Raw genomic sequence first — 17,556 nt, 5'->3', positions numbered from 1 at the left:
ATAGATTGAATAAGAGGTATAAGGAGGAGTTATATGATAAGTAGATTGGATTTATATAGAGTATTTTGTCAGGTTGGTAAACATCAAAGTTTTTCAAAGGCAGCAAAGGCGTTGTATATGACACAACCAGCAGTAAGCCAATCCATTATGCAATTAGAGCGAGAGTTGGATATACGTCTTTTCACAAGAACATCTAAGGGAGTTGTCCTTACAAATGAAGGGAAGCTTTTGTTTGAATATGCAAGTTCAGCTATAAATTTAATTAATGTTGGGGAAGAAAAGCTTTTAGAAACAAAAAATTTAATGACGGGAAATTTAAAAATAGGGGTAGGGGATACCATATCGAGATATTTTTTATTACCTTATTTAGAAAAATTCCATAATGAATATCCTAATATAAAATTTAAGATAATCAACGGTACAACACTAGAACTTTGTTCAATTGTAAAATCTGGAGAAGTAGATATTGCAATCTGTAATTTTCCCATTGAAGATTCAGCTTTAGAGCTAAGAGAATGTATAGATATTCACGATATTTTTGTCTGTGGAGAAAAGTATAAGTCCGTATGCTCTAATAAACTTTCTTTTAATGAAATAGCAAAATTACCATTGATACTCTTAGAACCTATATCTATATCAAGACAATATGTAGAAAAATATATATTGTCTAAAGGAGTTAAGATAACTCCAGAAATTGAGCTAGGATCCTATGATTTATTGTTAGAATTTACAAAAATAAATTTAGGAATAGCTTGTGTTATTAAAGAGTTTTCTCAGGAGTATTTACAACGGGGTGTACTTCATGAGGTAAAACTTATAGAGGAAATACCAAAAAGAAGTATTGGATTATGTTTTCTAAAAAGCGTACCCCTATCACCGGCATCAACAAAGTTTGTGGAGATATTAGAGGGGAATTATGAGTGATTTAATAGTTCGTTAATTATGACATTTTAAAAGAGGGTTGACCATAGAGTAACACCATAGTTTATAATCAGAAATAGACTGTTTACAGAGGATAAATTATTTGATGATTATATAAAGTATTTTCAAAAAATAAATAAGTTAGTCTCCACGAATATTTGACTTATTATTTATTTGCAGATGCCTAACATCAAAACGAAGGAGAAAATTTTTATGAAAGAAAAAATTAGAGAAGAAGATTATCAAGAATGTACGGGTGGAAGTAGGAAAAAAGAAAAAATAAACTTGGGAAAAGACAGTGTTGTAAAAATATTTTTCCATTATGCCATTCCCGCAATAATAGGAATGATTGCCATGACTTCAGCAGGAATTATAGATGGTATTTTTGTAGGCCAGGTTGTAGGAGCTAATGCTTTAGCGGCGATTAACATTTCTATGCCGCTATTTAATGTGATTTCTGGAATTGGAGTAATGATTGCCATGGGAGGAGCAACTTTGGCTAACATTAAAAGAGGTGAAGAAAATTTAAAGGAGAGTAATAACTTTTTTACTATTACTGTGTTTTTAATAGTAGCTATAGGGGCTATTACTACAATAGTAGCGGTTTTCTTTTCTGATGGAATTGCAAATTTACTTGGAGCTAAGAGTGATACTCATGAGTTAGTATCTAACTATGTTAGAATTATTTCTATATTTATAATTCCATTTTTAGGTGCATTTACATTAGATATGTTTTTAAGAAATGATGGGTTTCCAGTATTGCCTATAGTTTGTACAATATCAGGGTCTATTATAAATATTGTTTTAGATTATGTTTTAATAGCAAAGTTTGATATGGGAATTACAGGAGCCGCGCTAGCAACAGGAGTTGCTCAGGTTATACCAGTTATAGCAATGATGTTAGTCATTCTAATTAAATCCTCATGGAGGTTTGTAAAACCTAATTTTAAGTTTACAATCATTAGAGACATGCTTTTTAATGGGTCATCAGAGTTACTAAGTAATATATCAGTAGGTGTAAGTGGATTAATTTTTAATATTATAATTATGAGAGAAATAGGAACTATGGGAGTTGCAGCTTATAGTGTTGCAAACTATGCAGCCATGATTGCAATTGCAATTTTCTTTGGTATTGCTACAGCTATTAATCCAGGAGTAAGTTTTAATAGAGGTAGTAGAGACTTTAAAAGGGTTTTATTATTTAGGAAAATTGGGATTATAGCAAGTTTAGTATGTGGAGTAATACTTGCAGGTGGACTTTTAGTATTTGGAGACAGCATTGTTTATATGTTTGTAGGTGATAATCCTGAAGTGCGAGGAATTGCAGTGCACATAATAAAATTCTATGCAGTGGCTATGCTTATAATGGGAGTTAATGTTGTATCATCAATGTATTATACAGCTATAAATGAGCCATTAATATCAGCAATTATTGCAGCCTCAAGAAGTTTAGTATTCTTAATTGGAGGAGTTATATTCTTACCAATGATTATAGGTGAAAATGGAATATGGACATCGATAGTGTTTGCAGAGATAGCTACATTATTTATTACAATTTATTTCTTTAAGAAGAAGCCAATGAAAATAGAGTAGATATATTTTAGAAAATTGAAGGAAATATAGTACTTTTATAGAATATATTTATTTAGAGGTGATAAGTATGAAAATAGATTTGAATGAAAAAGAGATACTTTATGTGCTAGATAGTGTTCACGGAAAATATATAAGTACAAAGTTATATTTTAGGGAACATACAGATGAAATAGATGTGATTGGAATGACTACACCAGAAGAACTAAGAGAACTTTATAATAACTTGCTTGAACAGGTACACAATGAGGGTACATATAAGTTTTTAGAAAAAATTAAATAAGACTTTATCAGTTTGTAATATTGAAAGCCTAAGGAATATATTAAATATACCTTAGGCTTTTTTAGCGTGGTTAAGGGAATAAATTAAATGTAAATAAAGGTATTTTGCACAAAGCTAGTTTTGATGAATATAATGTAGGGAGAGATTAAAAAAGGGGACAAACATGAATATATCTGTAGAAAAAAATCAATATATTGTGCCAATAAGGTTTGTAGGTATAGAAGAATTAGGAATAGTAGACTTGAAGGATGAAGATTTTTATGCTAGAACAACAGAAACTTGCATTAAAACACAGGGAATGAGTTTAAGACGTTATTATGAAAATTGTATAGAAGATAAGATCGCCAATGATAAATTAGATGAGGGTGTTAAAGATGAATCAAAGGTTATTTCACTAGAGCACCTTTCTATGATAAAGCATAATATTAAGAAACAAATTGAATATAAATTTTTGAAGGTGAGAGATATTGCAAAGTGTATGACTCCAGGACAGATTTTAGAGATGCATATCAATCAATTCAAGGATATGTTTAAGGCTTATATAGATAATATTCCTTGTTTAACTTCAATAAAAGAAAAGTCTATTAATGGGATGACTTTTGATGAATTACTGGAGATTCATATTGGGAAATTCAAAAGAATCTATGATTTTCATTATAATGAATTTAAGTGTGAAGAAATGAATGGGGTAAAAATAAGGAAAGTAAGTGAAGCATCCCTTGAGGTGAAGATAAAACAAATGGCTATGGAAACAGAAGCTATATTTAAAAACATTGCGAAGTTGTTAGACGGTTTATCGTTAGATCAAAAGTTTCAGGTAGTTGAAGTTGTGTTAATTACAATAATGGAATGTCATATTGAAAACGTGGCTTGTTTTAAAAGAGCTACTAGCAAATCTATAAATGGTATGAGTATGCAAGAATTAATCAATATGCATAAGATTAAAATTGAAAATATATTTAATGATCATGTGGAACTTCTGAGTTGCGATAAGTGAAATTCTGAATTGGATAGGAGTTTATATTTATGAGTTAAAGTGATATCAAAACCATTCAAAAGAGTTTAGCAAAAATATTGTAATTGGATTTAAATATTACTCGTGTATTAAGAGTAATATTTAAATCCAATTTTTGTGAGATTATGTTTAAAATTTATTAAGAATACAGAAGTAACAGCTGTGATAATTAGAAGATATTCTTCAATTAAAAAAATTCGTAAGGATAGCTTAAGTGGTAGTGATCAATAGTAATAAATATTTAAAATTAAGAATATATTGTTAGTAATAATCTATGGGAGGTATTATGAGCAATAAACATAATAAAGAATTGAAGAGTTCCAGAAATTGCAATAGTTGTAAGTATAATAATTCCGAGGAAAGTAGAGAAAAACTTGCAATTAACCTTGTTAAAGAGGCGATTGACAATGTTCAGTTAGGAAAAAAGAGCAGAATAAATGCTATATGGTTAGAGGTATCGGGATGTTTTGGAGAGATAATTTCACTATTAAATGCACAGGAACCAGATGTTATACACTTACTTAGTGAGTTTGTTAATTTGAGATTTTTAGGAAGTATAAGTGGAGATGAAGGGGAAGAAGGATATGAAAGGATACTAGCAACTTTAGATACTGAATATGTTTTTCTAGTGTGTGGAGCGGTACCACTCAAAGATAATGGACTTTATACAACGGTTGCAACTTATAAAGGTAGAAAAATAACTGCAATGGAGGCTGTTGAAACTATAGCAAAAAATGCAAAGTATATCATTTCTGTTGGAACCTGTGCATGTTATGGAGGTCCTACTGCAGCAAAACCTAATTTGTCAGAGGCGGTTAGCATTCCAGAGTTTTTAAAAAAGAATAACGTTATTAGGATACCGGGATGTCCAACAAATCCAGTTTGGACTATGGGTGTTTTAGGATATATTACTTCTTATGGATTTCCTGAATTAAATGTTGAGGGAAGACCAAAATCATACTATGGGGAGTTAATACATGATAATTGTGCAAGAAGAGGATTTTTTGATGCAGGTATATTTGCAGAGAAGTTTGGGGAAGAAGAGTGTATGTTTGCATTAGGGTGTAGAGGACCAATAACTTATGCTTATTGTCCTATAAGCAGATGGAATGGTAGTGACAACTGGCCTATTGGAGATAACACAACTTGTATAGGATGTGCAGGACCAAAATTTCCAGATGGAACAGAACCTTTTGTAAAATATGGAGGTTTTTAATTATGGGAAAAATAATAATCGATCCTATAACTAGGGTAAGTGGACTTTTGAGTATAGAAGTGGAAGTTGCTAATAATAAGGTTGTAGTAGCTAAGAGCAGTGGAAGTCAGTTTAGAGGTTTTGAGAGTATGTTTAAAGGTAGGTCACCACTAGATATAATAAGGCTTGCTCCCAGGGTGTGTGGAATCTGCTCAACACATCACACCATGGCTGCAACGCTTGCATTAGAAGACGCAATGGCGGTTACATCTGATTATAATGGTAAGATAGTTAGGGACATTGCTAATGGTTTTGAGTTCATACAGAATTATCTAAGGCATATATACTTTTTTGTATTTCCTGACTATGTAAATATAATCCATTTAAATCCACTATACAAAATAGAAGGTGATAATGCAGCTGATTATAGATTGTCAATAGCAGATACAAAGAAAATAAATGAGGATTATTTAGGAGCAATAAAATATAGTAGAGAAGCTCATAGAGCTATAGCTGAAATTGCAGGTAAGGTACCTCATTGCCATGGAATATTTGTAGGAGGAACTACAACGAATATTGATGTGCCACAGATATCAACGATTAAATACAGTATAAATGTAATAAAGAGGTTTATTGAAGATAAGTTAATACCAGATGTGCATATTATAGCAAAAGCATATGATGATTATTTTAAAATGGGGAGTGGGAATAAAAATTTAATGTGCTATGGTTTATTCGATGATTATAATTCGCCAATTAATTCTTTCTCACCAGGGATTATGATAAATGGTGTAAGGGAAGATTTTCAGGTTAATAATATAACAGAGAATATTTCAAGAACTTGGACAGAAGGAAATTCTCAGATAATTATCCCGGGAGTTGATGTTGAGACTAAACCTAACCCATATAAAGAGGGAGCGTATAGTTGGGTTAATGCTGCTAGATATAAGGGATATGCTATGGAAGTGGGGGCTTTAGCTCGCATGACTTTAAATGGCTATTATAAGGGTGGAATATCTGCAATGGACAGAATACTATCTAAGTCATTAGAAGCAATGAAGATTTGCGAATCAATAGAAGGGTTAATCGATCTATTAAAAATAGGAAAAGCATATCAACAACAATGGGATATACCAAAAGTAGCAAAGGGGGTTGGGTTAATTGAAGCAGAAAGGGGTGCCCTTGGTCATTGGCTTTCTATAGAGAATAAAGTAGTAGCTAATTATACATTAATACCACCATCATCTTGGAATTTATCGCCTACAGATAATAAGAGCGTTAGAGGGCCCGTAGAGGAAGCGTTAATAGGAACTGAAATAGCTGACATTGCCCATCCCGTCGAGATAGGAAGAATAGTAAGGAGTTTTGATCCTTGCCTAAATTGTGCTGCACATATTACTAGCGATAGGCATGAGCCTATGACTATAAATATAGTATGATAAAGATTTTTGGTATAGGTAATATTCTTCTATGTGATGATGGTATAGGGGTAAAAGTGATTGAAGTTATAGGACGAGAGGTTGAAAACTATGGCGAAAATGTGAAGGTTATATTAGGGGAAACTGACTATTTATATTGTCTAGATCAGATTGAAGATGAGGATATAGTTATAATCGTTGATAGCACATTTTTAGGAAGAAAGGCAGGAGAGGTTTCTAGCTATACATTTCAGCAAAGTGATGACTTCATAAGTGATTGTAGAGATATGCACAGTGATAGTTTACTTAAAATTCTGAGAAAAGAATATAGACATATTCAGGGATATTTAATAGGAATAGAGGTAGAAAAAGTAGATTATTCCCTAGAACTATCTAAGACTTTAGATGATAAGTTTTTAAACATTACTATGGATGTGATTGAGGAAATTAAAACTATAGTTAAACTAACTAAGTATTAATGAGGGAGAAATTTATGTTTAATAAGGGATTGAAGATATTGGGAATTATAAGAACTGAAAATAAGATTTATGGTGAAAATTATGCATGAAATATCTATAATTAGCTCAGTAATTCAGATGGTTGAAGAGAATTCATTGAAAAATAATATAACTAAGGTTTCCAAGGTAATTTTGCAAATTGGGGAATTTTCTTGTATAGAAGATTCTTCTATGAAATTTGCATTTGAAGCTTTAAGTCAAGGGAGTATTTGTGAGAAAGCTGACTTAGAACTAGATAGAATCAGAGGTAGGGCATACTGTAGTAAATGTAGCAAGGAATTTAATGTAGGTTTTACAAGGAAAACATGCCCAGATTGTAATGAGACAAGTAGTGAGATAACTTCTGGATATGAGATATTGCTTTATAGGATAGAGGGAGAATAAAAAGTGAGTTGGAAATGAAGAAGCCATGGAATATAAAATTTAAGGATATGAAAGTAATTACGAAGTATGGAGAATGGTGGTATGAAAAATTTAATACTAGGTAAAAACATATTAGAGAATAATGATGAGATAGCAGGAAAGATAAGAGATGAAATGAAGGATATATTTACAATAAACCTACTTGGATCCCCTGGAGCAGGTAAGACTTCAGTACTTGAAGAGTTAATTGACAATATTAAAGATAAGTATAATATGGCAGTTATTGAAGGTGATTTATATACAAGCAAGGATGGGGAACGAATAGAAAAACATAATGTTAAAGTAGTTCAAGTTAATACAGGGGGAGGATGTCATTTAGAGGCTTCTATGGTAGAGAGAGCATTAAAGGATATAGATAAGGAAGGATTAGATTTTTTAGTTATAGAGAATGTTGGTAATTTAGTTTGTCCAGCATCCTATGATTTAGGTGAGGACATGAAAGTGGTAGTTATGAGTGTTACAGAAGGCAATGATAAACCACTTAAATACCCTTCAATGTTTCAACGTTCATCTGTAGTAATACTGAATAAAATAGATATGATACATTTAACGGATTTTAATAAAGAAGAGTTTTATAGAGATGTAAATTCCTTAAACAAGGATATTAAGGTTGTGGAGATTTCTTGTAGAGAAAATAAGGGATTAGGTGAATTAACAGGGTATTTTACCTCTAAAATAGAAGGGAAAAGAGCTAAATAGTATGGATATTAAAGAGATTGTGGTAAAGGGACTAGTTCAAGGTGTTGGATTTAGGCCCTTTATTTATAGAATAGCTTTGGAAAACAAATTAAAAGGGTGGGTTAAAAATACAGCTAGTGGTGTTGTTATACAGGCGCAAGGGGATATGAAGGATATAGAAAATTTCCATAAGAATATTATAGAAAAATCTCCTAGGTTAAGTTGTATTGAAGCAATTGAAATTAAAGAGTTAAAACTACTAAAGAAATTTAGTGAGTTTATTATAATGGAAAGTAGTGATGAAAACTGTGGAACTACATTAATTTCATCAGATATAGCTACTTGTAAAGAGTGTGAAGAGGAATTGCTGGATAAAAATAATAGAAGAAGGTATCGCTATCCATTTACCAATTGCACAAATTGTGGTCCTAGGTTTTCTATAATAAAAGCTGTTCCTTATGATAGAAAATATACAACAATGGAAACCTTTGAAATGTGTAGTGATTGTAGAGCAGAGTATGAAAATCCTTCAAATAGAAGATTTCATGCAGAACCTACTTGTTGTTTTAAATGCGGGCCTAAGGTAACTCTTTTGGATGAAAAGGGGAAAATTCTTGTTTGTGCTGATGAAATAGAACAGGTTAGAAAACTATTAAAGGAAGGCAAAATAATTGGAGTAAAGGGTCTAGGGGGATTTAATCTTATATGTGATGGGGAGAATTTTGGGGCTATAGAGGAGCTTAGGGTAAGAAAACATCGCAGCAAAAAGCCGTTAGCCTTAATGATGAGGGATGAGGACATAGTCTATAAGTACTGTTATGTAAATGAGAAAGAAAGGTCAATTTTAACAGGTAATAAAAAGCCTATATTACTTTTAAGGAAAAAAAATACTAGATTACCTCACAACATTTCTTTTAAAAGTAGCAGATTAGGAATTTTATTACCCTATACGCCTCTTCATTATTTACTTTTTGATAAAGAACTACAAGTTATAGTTTTTACAAGTGGCAATGGAAGTGAGATACCTATAATATATAAGGATTCCGATGCTATAGGTAACCTTGGTGGTATTGTAGATTATTTATTGATTCATGATAGAGAAATCAATATGCCTATAGATGATTCAGTAACAAGTGTAGTGTTAAATGAGGAGAGACTTATAAGAGGGGCTAGAGGATATGCGCCATTTTTAAGTAAAAATAAGCTATATTATGAAGAAAGTGTGCTAGCTTTAGGCTCCCAATTTAAAAATAGGTTTTCCATAAGTACGGGAGTAGACATTTTTACAAGTCCTCATATTGGAGATATGGAAAGTTTTGAATGCTATAACAGGTTTCTGCAGAATCTTGAACATATGAAGAAAATATATAAGATAGAACCAAGTATAGTTGCTTATGATATGCATCCCAACTATTGGTATGATAAATATTTGGAGGAATTCAGGGGAATAGCCATAGGAGTATACCATCATCATAGTCATATAGTAAGTTGTATGGCTGAAAATCAGGCTTGGGATAAAGTCATTGGAATGGCTTTTGATGGAGTAGGCTATGGTGAAGACGGGAATTTATGGGGTGGAGAATTTTTGATATGTGATAGTAAAGAATTTATAAGAGGTGCACACGTTAATTATTTTCCAATACCAAGTGGAGATGGAGCAGTGAAGTCACCATGGAAGATAGGAGTATCACTTTTATATAAAGCTTTAAATCTCGAATTAAAAGAAGAGTCAAGTATAAATAATAAAATGACCTTATTAAAATATTACGTAGGAAAGTACTTTAAGGATAAACCTACAAATATAATAGTTAACATGGTTGAAAAGAAAGTTAATTCTCCACTTTCATCTAGTATGGGGAGATTCTTTGATGGAATTGCTAGTCTTTTAGGATTTTTGGAGGATGTATCCTATGAAGGCGAAGCGGCTATATACCTACAAAATATATCAGAAAATTATATGGATTCCATAACAGATTTATCAGATTGTAAATATGAAGAACATTATTGCTATGATATAGAGCTTCAAGGTAATAGTTACATTATAAATACAAATAAAATAGTTATAGGGGTTTTAGAGGATTTAGAAAAATTCATTAGTGTTGGTGAAATAGCCTCCAAATTTCACAATACAATAGTTGAGTTTTCTAGCGAGATTTCTATGAAACTTAGAGAAATTTATAATATAAATACAGTGGCTTTAAGTGGAGGTGTATTTCAAAATGAAATACTACTAATTGGGATAAAGAATAAGCTTGAGGCAGGTGGCTTTAGGGTGTTAACCCATAGTCTTATACCATGCAATGATGGAGGGTTATCCATAGGTCAAATAATTATTGCAAGTGAATTATTAAAGGCAAATCAGCATTAATTAAGTTGTGTGTTAGCTGATTATTTATAGGGATTTAAGTCATCTTAAAAAAATAAGCCAGTATCCTTAACATCTTTGATTTGTTGTTCATTAAAATAATTTTTATAAGGAGTAAATATATGTGTGTAGCAATCCCCGGAAGGGTTATAGAAATACGTGGTAAGGATTCTTTAATAGAGTTTGGTAGGATAAAAAAACTTGTAAATACAGGCTTGATTGAAGACTTAAGGCTAGGAGATTATGTTTTAGTTCATGCTGGTTGTGCCATAGAAAAGGTTGATGAAGAAGAAGCTGTGGAGACTTTAAATATATTTAAAAGTTTCATAGAGGAGCTATAGTTATGATGTATAAAGAAATTATAGATTCACAACATATAGAACTATCCAAGAAGTTATTAAATAGTATAGAACTATCATGTAAAAGTAAGATAAACATAATGGAAGTTTGTGGAACTCACACAAGAAGTATTTATAATTGTGGAATAGACAAGCTACTACCTTCAAATATAAAAATATTATCGGGGCCTGGTTGTCCTGTATGCGTAACTCCGCAGAGCTATATAGATGATGCAATAAGTATAAGTAGAATGAAAGATGTAATAGTTACTACATTTGGAGATATGATTAAAATACCAGGTAGTAGAACTTCATTAGCGGAGGAGAGGGCTAGAGGAAATGATATTAGAATAGTATATTCGCCCTTAGATGTATTGAAAATAGCTAAGGATAATTATGACAAAGAAGTTGTATTTTTAGCTATAGGATTTGAAACTACAGCACCATTAATGGCACTTACAATAAAAGAAGCAAAGGAAAATGGTATAGATAATTTTTCAGTTTTACATTCATTAAAAACCATGCCAAATACAATGGCAGCATTAGTACTAGATGAATCTATTAATATAGACGGGTTTATATGTCCAGGCCATGTGGCAACGATAATTGGCAATGAAGTATTTGGTGAATTATCAAAGCAATATAAAATTCCTATGGCGGTATGTGGATTTAAGGGTGTAGATATATTAGCGGGAATACTTTCAATTGTAGATATGAAAGAAAAAAAGGAGTATGGGTGCAAAAATCTTTATAAAGGTTTTGTGAAGAATCAGGGAAATGATAAGGCGAAAAACATATTAGGGGAAGTGTTTACACCAGACCATAGTGTTTGGAGAGGTCTCGGGAGGCTGGTGAATACAGGATATACACTTAAGGATGAATATAGAAGTTTCGATGCTAAGGTAAAATTCAATATACAATCTAGGAGTGAAAGAGAAAACGGAGAATGTATATGTGGGGATATATTAAAGGGAATTAAATCACCAAAGGAATGTAACCTCTTTGGAAAAGCTTGTAGGCCAAGTAATCCAGTGGGTCCATGTATGGTATCGCAGGAAGGTACTTGTGGAATTGTATATAGTTTTGAGAGTTGAGAAGTATGTGCAAATTACAAATAATATTTGGAAGAATAAAGTTGGAAAGGATTAGATATATAAGATATTTATATTTGCATATTTTAACCATAACAAATATAATATTACCTAGGAACAATGATAGATAAGGGGTATGATTATGGCAGATAGCAAATTAGATACATATGATATATATGAGATACTGAAAGATAGAATAATACATCTTAAGTATGAGCCAGGGCAAGTTTTAAATGAGGTAGATGTAGCGGAGGAGTTTAAAACCAGTAGAACTCCGATTAGGCGTGTATTCCAGCAATTAGATAATGATAAGCTTTTAAATATAGTGCCGAGATTTGGAGCACAGGTTGCACCTATTGATTTTAGGCAGATGAAATCTATATTTGAACTGACAAGGGAGCTTGATCCTTTTGCAACTAGGCTTGCAGTAGAGCGTATAAGTGAAGAAAACCTTAAAGAACTTGAAGAGATAATAGCTAGATTAGAGAGTTATGATATAAGTAAAGATTACCAAAATGCTATAAATGATGATGAAAGATTTCACAATATTATATTTTCAAGCTGTGACAATCAATGGTTACAAGATGCATTAGTATCATTGCATTGTCATACGGAGAGATTATGGCATTATTGCGAACGATATTTTGATAATATGAATCTTTTCACTAATACTTTAGGAAAGGTATTGGAAGCAATAAAAGAAAAGGATACAAAAAAGGCAGAAAAGTATGCTAAAGAACACATAGATGAATTTGTATTGAAAATAAAAAAAGAACTGCTTTAAATTGTATTTTATAGAAATTCATTGTGGCATTAATTCTAATAAGTAGGGTTAAAAACCAAAATATAAAATTTAGAGTGTCACTTAGGAACCTAAGTTTAGATGATATTAGTCATTTAAACTTAGGTTTTTTTAATTTTCTGAAAAAATATCAAAAATTTACTGAAATACACTTGAAATACATATGAAATACGTATAGAATAATAAGTGTAGAAGATAGAAAAAATAACAGCGATTCAAAATTTAACAAAGATATCATGGTAGAGGAGGGGAACTTGTGGGATACCAAATTGTGACTAACAATCCAAAGGTTAAAGGCACTTATAGCGATGTGGTTTTTGTGGAAGGTAGTTTTGAAGATGTACTAGTTAAGTCCCGTGATTTTGTTCACTTAGGGCATAAGTTAATTAATCATCCACTAGGTGCAAGTTTACGAATGCTATTTTCACCGTATCGTTCCATAATAATTGGGGATATGAGAGAAAATACAGAAGACATACATCTAGAGATAATAGAAAATAGTATAGAGAACTATAGAAAGCATATGGCTGTGAGATTACCGGATATAAAAAATTCAGAAGATTATGAATTAATAGATAGTGAACTGTTGAAATCATCATTAGATGAACATGAAAGAAATTTGTTGTTAGAAAATGGCTAGATTTTAAAATAGCTCAGGTAATATTGAACTTAAGTATTAATAGTTATTTAAAATATAGCCGTAAAAATAATTAATAAAAAAATGGGGGTGGCTTTCTTTGAAACTTGAATTAAGAAGAATTCATATTGTGGACATAAAGTTAGGAGATAAAACTGCTGTAAATGGTGGTATTTTAACTGTGAATGAGAAGGAGTTAATTGACGAACTTAAAAAAGATGAGAATGTGAAAAGTGTAAAGGTTGACATGGCAAGACCAGGTGAGAGGGTAAGAATAATTCCAGTTAAAGACGTTATTGAGCCAAGGGTAAAAATTGAAGGCGATGGCAATGGATTTCCAGGGGTAACAACTAAGATGGCTCAACTTGGATATGGAAAAGTTAATGTGCTTCATGGTGCAGCTATAGTAACAGTTGGGGATATAGTTGGTTTCCAAGAAGGTGTAGTAGATATGTGGGGTGAAGGGGCAAAATGGACACCATTTTCAAAGACATTTAACATCGTTTTAGATATTAAACCAGTAGATGGACTAGCTCCACATGCTCATGAGAAAGTTGTTAGACTTGCAGGGCTTAGAGCAGCAGAATTTATTGGAGAAGCAGGCAGAAATATAGAACCAGATGAAATACTAACTTATGAAATGGGAAGTTATGCAGATGAAAATAAAAAATATCCAGACCTTCCAAAAGTAGCTTATGTAGAAATGCTTATTTCTCAAGGACTTCTTCATGATGGATATATATATGGCGTTAATAGTCAACTTATATTACCTACACTTCTACATGCAAATGAAGAGTTAGATGGTGCAGTAATTAGTGGAAACTGTGTTGCAGCTTGTGACAAGATAACTACTTATCAGCATCAGAACAATACGGCAATCCTTGATTTGTATGAGCAACATGGAAAAACAATAAACTTTTTAGGTGTAATACTTACTCCAGAATTAACAACACTTGAAGGTAAATTTAGAACTTGTGATTATACAGCTAAGCTATGTAAGACTCTTGGAGCAGATGGAGTAATCATATCAGAAGAAGGATACGGTAATCCTGACTCAGATCTTCTAATGATATGTAAGAGATTAGAAGTTTCAGGGATAAAGACTGTGCTAATTACTGACGAATGTTCAGGGCGTGATGGTATGTCTCAACCTTTAGCAGATACAACAAAAGAGGCAATAGCAGTAATATCTACAGGAAATGTAAGTCATGTAGTTATACTTCCACCAGCAGATAGAGTAATAGGAAATGATTCAGCAATTGCAACTCTTGCAGGCGGTTGGGAAGGTTCATTAGAAAATGATGGAACTTTGAGATGTGAGTTAAATGCAGTAATTGGAGCAACCTCAGAAATCGGATATCATAACTGTACAGTTAAATTATATTAGTAGTTTTGAAAGGAGGATCAATATGAAATTTAAAGTATTATATTATGTAAATCAATTCTTTGGTCAAATCGGCGGGGAAGAAAAGGCTGATATGGAGCCATTATTTAAGGCTGAAACTGTTGGACCAGCATTAGGATTTAATGGTCTACTTCAAGGACAGGGGGAAGTTATTGGAACATTAATTTGTGGAGATAACTATTTTAATGAAAATAAAGAAGAAGCTTTAGAATATATTATGAAAGTTATTTCAGAGCAAAAACCAGATATAGTTATTGCAGGACCAGCATTTAATGCAGGTAGATATGGAATGGCTTGTGCCGGAGTTGCAAACGCTGTAGTTGATAAACTAGGAATACCAGTAGTTACAGGAATGTATATAGAAAATCCAGGCTTAGATGTATGTAGAGGGAAATCAATAGTTGTTAGTGTGCCGGATTCAGCAGCTGGAATGCGTAAAGCTTTACCAGTAATGGCTAAACTTGCACTTAAATTAATGAAAAATGAAGAAATCGGGTCTCCAGAGGAAGAAGGATATATAGCTCAAGGGAAGAGACTTACTGTATTTGCAGATAAACGAGGATCAGAGAGAGCTGTAGATATGTTACTTGCAAGATTAAATGATAAGCCCTTTGAAACTGAGCTTCCTATGCCAGTATTCGATAAAGTTGATCCAGCAGCAGCTATAAAAGATTTAAGTAAGGCAACTATAGCTTTAGTAACTAGTGGTGGTATGGTTCCATTTGGTAATCCAGATAGAATTCAATCAGCAAGTGCTCAAAAATGGGGCAAGTATGATGTAAGTGGAAAAGATGGACTTACAGGTAGCTATTGTACTATCCATGGTGGATTTGACCCAGTATATGCAAATGAAATTGCGGATCGTATAGCACCTCTTGATATACTTAAAGAGTTTGAAAAAGATGGAGTTATAGGCAAAGTATTTGAAAATTTCTATACTACAACAGGTACGGGTACTTCAGTTGGTAATTCAATAACATTTGGTAAAGAGATAGGAAAAGAGTTAAAAGAAGCTGGCGTAGATGGCGTTATACTAACGTCAACGTGAGGAACTTGTACACGTTGCGGTGCAACAATGGTAAAAGAAATTGAAAGATATGGAATAGCAATAGTTCATATGTCTACAATAACAACTATTTCTGAATCAGTAGGTGCAAATAGAATTGTTCCAACTATTGCAATACCTTATCCAGTTGGCAATCCGAATATTCCTAAAAATGAGGAATATGTATTAAGAAAGAAAATGGTTGGTAGAGCGTTAACTGCCTTAAGTACAGAAATAATGGAAGTAACTCAGTTTTAATAAAAAGCTATAGGTAATATGGTGTTGATTATGAAATCATATTGGATAATATTAATATGAACTTCAACAACAACTTGAAATATAGCGTTGAAAATCCCATTAATAGAGTAACGAAGGGCTAGCTACAAATGATTTCAAATAATCATTATGAAGAAAGCCCTTTTCCTAAAACAATTAAATAACCTAACATATGATAAATATGAGGATAAAGTTGAGATCTATTAAATTATACTTTAGAAACATATGATTACATGAAAATAAGGCAATATGGAATTAGGTTTATATTAATAATGTTGGGAGATGTTAATATGTTAGCTAGGGAAAAAGAAGAAATAAGCTGGAAAAGAATTATTACTTATGCAGGTGCATTTATAGCATTTTTAATAGGTTCTGGTTTTGCAACAGGACAAGAGGTATTACAATACTTTAGTTCATACGGCTATTTAGGGGTATTAGGAGTTATAGTAGTATTTTTACTATTTCTTTATGTAGGTGTAGATTTTGTAACTGTAGGACAAAAGCATAAGTTTAAAAAAGGTAGTGAGATATATAAATATTATTGTGGAAACATAGTAGGAAGTTTTTATGATTACTTTTCTATTGCATTTATATATATGTCATACATCGTTATGATAGGAGGAGCCGGTGCAACGCTTCACCAGCAATATAGTTTACCAACATATGTTGGGGGAATAGCAATAGGTATACTTGCGACATGTACAGTAATATTTGGTCTAGGAAAAATAGTAGATGTAATAGGGAAAATAGGTCCTATTATAATTATATTAACAATTATTTTAGGTGTATCTGCTATAATAAAAAATCCACATGGACTTACAACAGTAAATGAGGTATTACCAAAACTTAATTTAATGAAGGCATCCACTAACTGGTTTTATGCGGCGGCTTCCTATGTAGGATTTTGCATGTTGTGGCTTGCCGCATTCATGACATCTATGGGAGCATCTAGTAAAACTAGAAAAGAATCAGTACTTGGAGTAACCTTTGGAGCGGTAGGATTCAGTGTAGCATTAGTAATTATAACATTAGGCATCCTTGCAAATATTGAGCAATTAGCAGGAACAATGGTTCCAACACTGGTATTAGCAGGAAATATAAGCCCAGTACTAGCTTTTATATTTTCATTCATAGTAATAGTTGGTATATACACAACAGCAGTTCCACTTTTATGGCAGGTAGTTGCTAGATTTTCAGAGGAGAAAACCAGTAAATTTAGAGTGCTAACAGTAGCGTTAGCTGCAATAGGTGTTTTTGTTGGATTATTAGTTCCATTTGATAAACTAGTAAATATAATTTATGTAATAAACGGCTATGTAGGTATTATTCTATTAGGATTTATGATTGTGAAAACTATAAGAAATAAGGGGTTTTGCAAATAGAAGTTTTAAATAAAATAATTCTTTATAAGGCAAGTATGAATTGTAAAGGGCAACAACTTGCTAATAATATCTAAAATTATTGTGGGAAATGGCATGCTTGAAGAAGTATGTCATTTTGTTTTCAAGAAATTCTTATTGTGACAAAAATAATATATTGATAATGGTAAGATTACC

General features: G+C 32.1%; 17 protein-coding genes. All 17 read left to right on the top strand.

Annotated features, from left to right (window positions below; genetic code table 11):
* The first annotated feature begins 33 nt into the window (after positions 1 to 33).
* The 17 genes from RSA29_RS06970 (at position 34) to RSA29_RS06890 (ending at position 17,382) form a co-directional block, all read left to right on the top strand.
* Positions 34 to 924, top strand: a complete 891-nt coding sequence (locus RSA29_RS06970; RefSeq protein ID WP_346942495.1) for a LysR family transcriptional regulator — start codon at positions 34 to 36, stop codon at positions 922 to 924.
* A 210-nt stretch (positions 925 to 1,134) separates the two neighbouring features.
* Positions 1,135 to 2,514 carry an MATE family efflux transporter gene (locus tag RSA29_RS06965; RefSeq protein ID WP_346942496.1) on the top strand — a complete coding sequence of 460 codons (1,380 nt, stop codon included), beginning with the start codon at positions 1,135 to 1,137 and terminating at the stop codon, positions 2,512 to 2,514.
* 67 nt (positions 2,515 to 2,581) lie between these two features.
* Positions 2,582 to 2,794: a hypothetical protein gene (locus RSA29_RS06960; protein WP_346933537.1), complete on the top strand. Its 213-nt coding sequence runs from the start codon at positions 2,582 to 2,584 to the stop codon at positions 2,792 to 2,794.
* A gap of 163 nt (positions 2,795 to 2,957) precedes the next feature.
* Positions 2,958 to 3,791: a hypothetical protein gene (locus RSA29_RS06955; RefSeq protein ID WP_346942497.1), complete on the top strand. Its 834-nt coding sequence runs from the start codon at positions 2,958 to 2,960 to the stop codon at positions 3,789 to 3,791.
* Between the two features lie 304 nt (positions 3,792 to 4,095).
* On the top strand, positions 4,096 to 5,025 hold the full coding sequence (locus tag RSA29_RS06950; RefSeq protein ID WP_346942498.1) for a hydrogenase small subunit: 930 nt from the start codon (positions 4,096 to 4,098) through the stop codon (positions 5,023 to 5,025).
* 2 nt (positions 5,026 to 5,027) lie between these two features.
* On the top strand, positions 5,028 to 6,443 hold the full coding sequence (locus RSA29_RS06945) for a nickel-dependent hydrogenase large subunit (RefSeq protein ID WP_346942499.1): 1,416 nt from the start codon (positions 5,028 to 5,030) through the stop codon (positions 6,441 to 6,443).
* On the top strand, positions 6,440 to 6,901 hold the full coding sequence (locus RSA29_RS06940) for a hydrogenase maturation protease (protein WP_346942500.1): 462 nt from the start codon (positions 6,440 to 6,442) through the stop codon (positions 6,899 to 6,901). The genes RSA29_RS06945 and RSA29_RS06940 overlap by 4 nt, the downstream gene beginning before the upstream one ends.
* A gap of 69 nt (positions 6,902 to 6,970) precedes the next feature.
* Positions 6,971 to 7,324, top strand: a complete 354-nt coding sequence (gene hypA, locus RSA29_RS06935; protein ID WP_346944388.1) for a hydrogenase maturation nickel metallochaperone HypA — start codon at positions 6,971 to 6,973, stop codon at positions 7,322 to 7,324.
* Positions 7,325 to 7,405: 81 nt separating this feature from the next.
* Positions 7,406 to 8,062: a hydrogenase nickel incorporation protein HypB gene (gene hypB / locus RSA29_RS06930; RefSeq protein WP_346942502.1), complete on the top strand. Its 657-nt coding sequence runs from the start codon at positions 7,406 to 7,408 to the stop codon at positions 8,060 to 8,062.
* A gap of 1 nt (position 8,063) precedes the next feature.
* Positions 8,064 to 10,409 (top strand): carbamoyltransferase HypF, encoded by a 2,346-nt coding sequence (gene hypF, locus RSA29_RS06925; protein WP_346942503.1) that lies wholly within the window; start codon positions 8,064 to 8,066, stop codon positions 10,407 to 10,409.
* A 119-nt stretch (positions 10,410 to 10,528) separates the two neighbouring features.
* Complete coding sequence (locus tag RSA29_RS06920) at positions 10,529 to 10,747, top strand: HypC/HybG/HupF family hydrogenase formation chaperone (protein ID WP_346942504.1); 219 nt, start codon at positions 10,529 to 10,531, stop codon at positions 10,745 to 10,747.
* Positions 10,748 to 10,749: 2 nt separating this feature from the next.
* Entirely contained in the window at positions 10,750 to 11,838 is a 1,089-nt protein-coding gene (hypD, locus tag RSA29_RS06915) for a hydrogenase formation protein HypD (RefSeq protein ID WP_346942505.1), read from the top strand.
* A gap of 139 nt (positions 11,839 to 11,977) precedes the next feature.
* Positions 11,978 to 12,619 carry a GntR family transcriptional regulator gene (locus RSA29_RS06910; protein WP_346942506.1) on the top strand — a complete coding sequence of 214 codons (642 nt, stop codon included), beginning with the start codon at positions 11,978 to 11,980 and terminating at the stop codon, positions 12,617 to 12,619.
* 274 nt (positions 12,620 to 12,893) lie between these two features.
* The gene (locus RSA29_RS06905; protein WP_346942507.1) at positions 12,894 to 13,277 is read left to right on the top strand and encodes a GrdX family protein; all 384 of its coding nucleotides are present in this window, start codon (positions 12,894 to 12,896) and stop codon (positions 13,275 to 13,277) included.
* 97 nt (positions 13,278 to 13,374) lie between these two features.
* Positions 13,375 to 14,661 carry a glycine/sarcosine/betaine reductase component B subunit gene (locus RSA29_RS06900; RefSeq protein WP_346942508.1) on the top strand — a complete coding sequence of 429 codons (1,287 nt, stop codon included), beginning with the start codon at positions 13,375 to 13,377 and terminating at the stop codon, positions 14,659 to 14,661.
* 22 nt (positions 14,662 to 14,683) lie between these two features.
* Complete coding sequence (locus tag RSA29_RS06895) at positions 14,684 to 15,982, top strand: glycine/betaine/sarcosine/D-proline family reductase selenoprotein B (RefSeq protein ID WP_346942509.1); 1,299 nt, start codon at positions 14,684 to 14,686, stop codon at positions 15,980 to 15,982.
* A gap of 308 nt (positions 15,983 to 16,290) precedes the next feature.
* Positions 16,291 to 17,382 carry a hypothetical protein gene (locus RSA29_RS06890; protein ID WP_346942510.1) on the top strand — a complete coding sequence of 364 codons (1,092 nt, stop codon included), beginning with the start codon at positions 16,291 to 16,293 and terminating at the stop codon, positions 17,380 to 17,382.
* The last annotated feature ends 174 nt before the right edge of the window (positions 17,383 to 17,556 follow it).

The organism is Clostridium sp., from assembly GCF_036660475.1.
Lineage (GTDB): Bacteria > Bacillota > Clostridia > Clostridiales > Clostridiaceae > Clostridium_J.
Note: the sequence above shows the minus strand (reverse complement) of the source record. Positions and strands in the feature narration are given on the sequence as shown.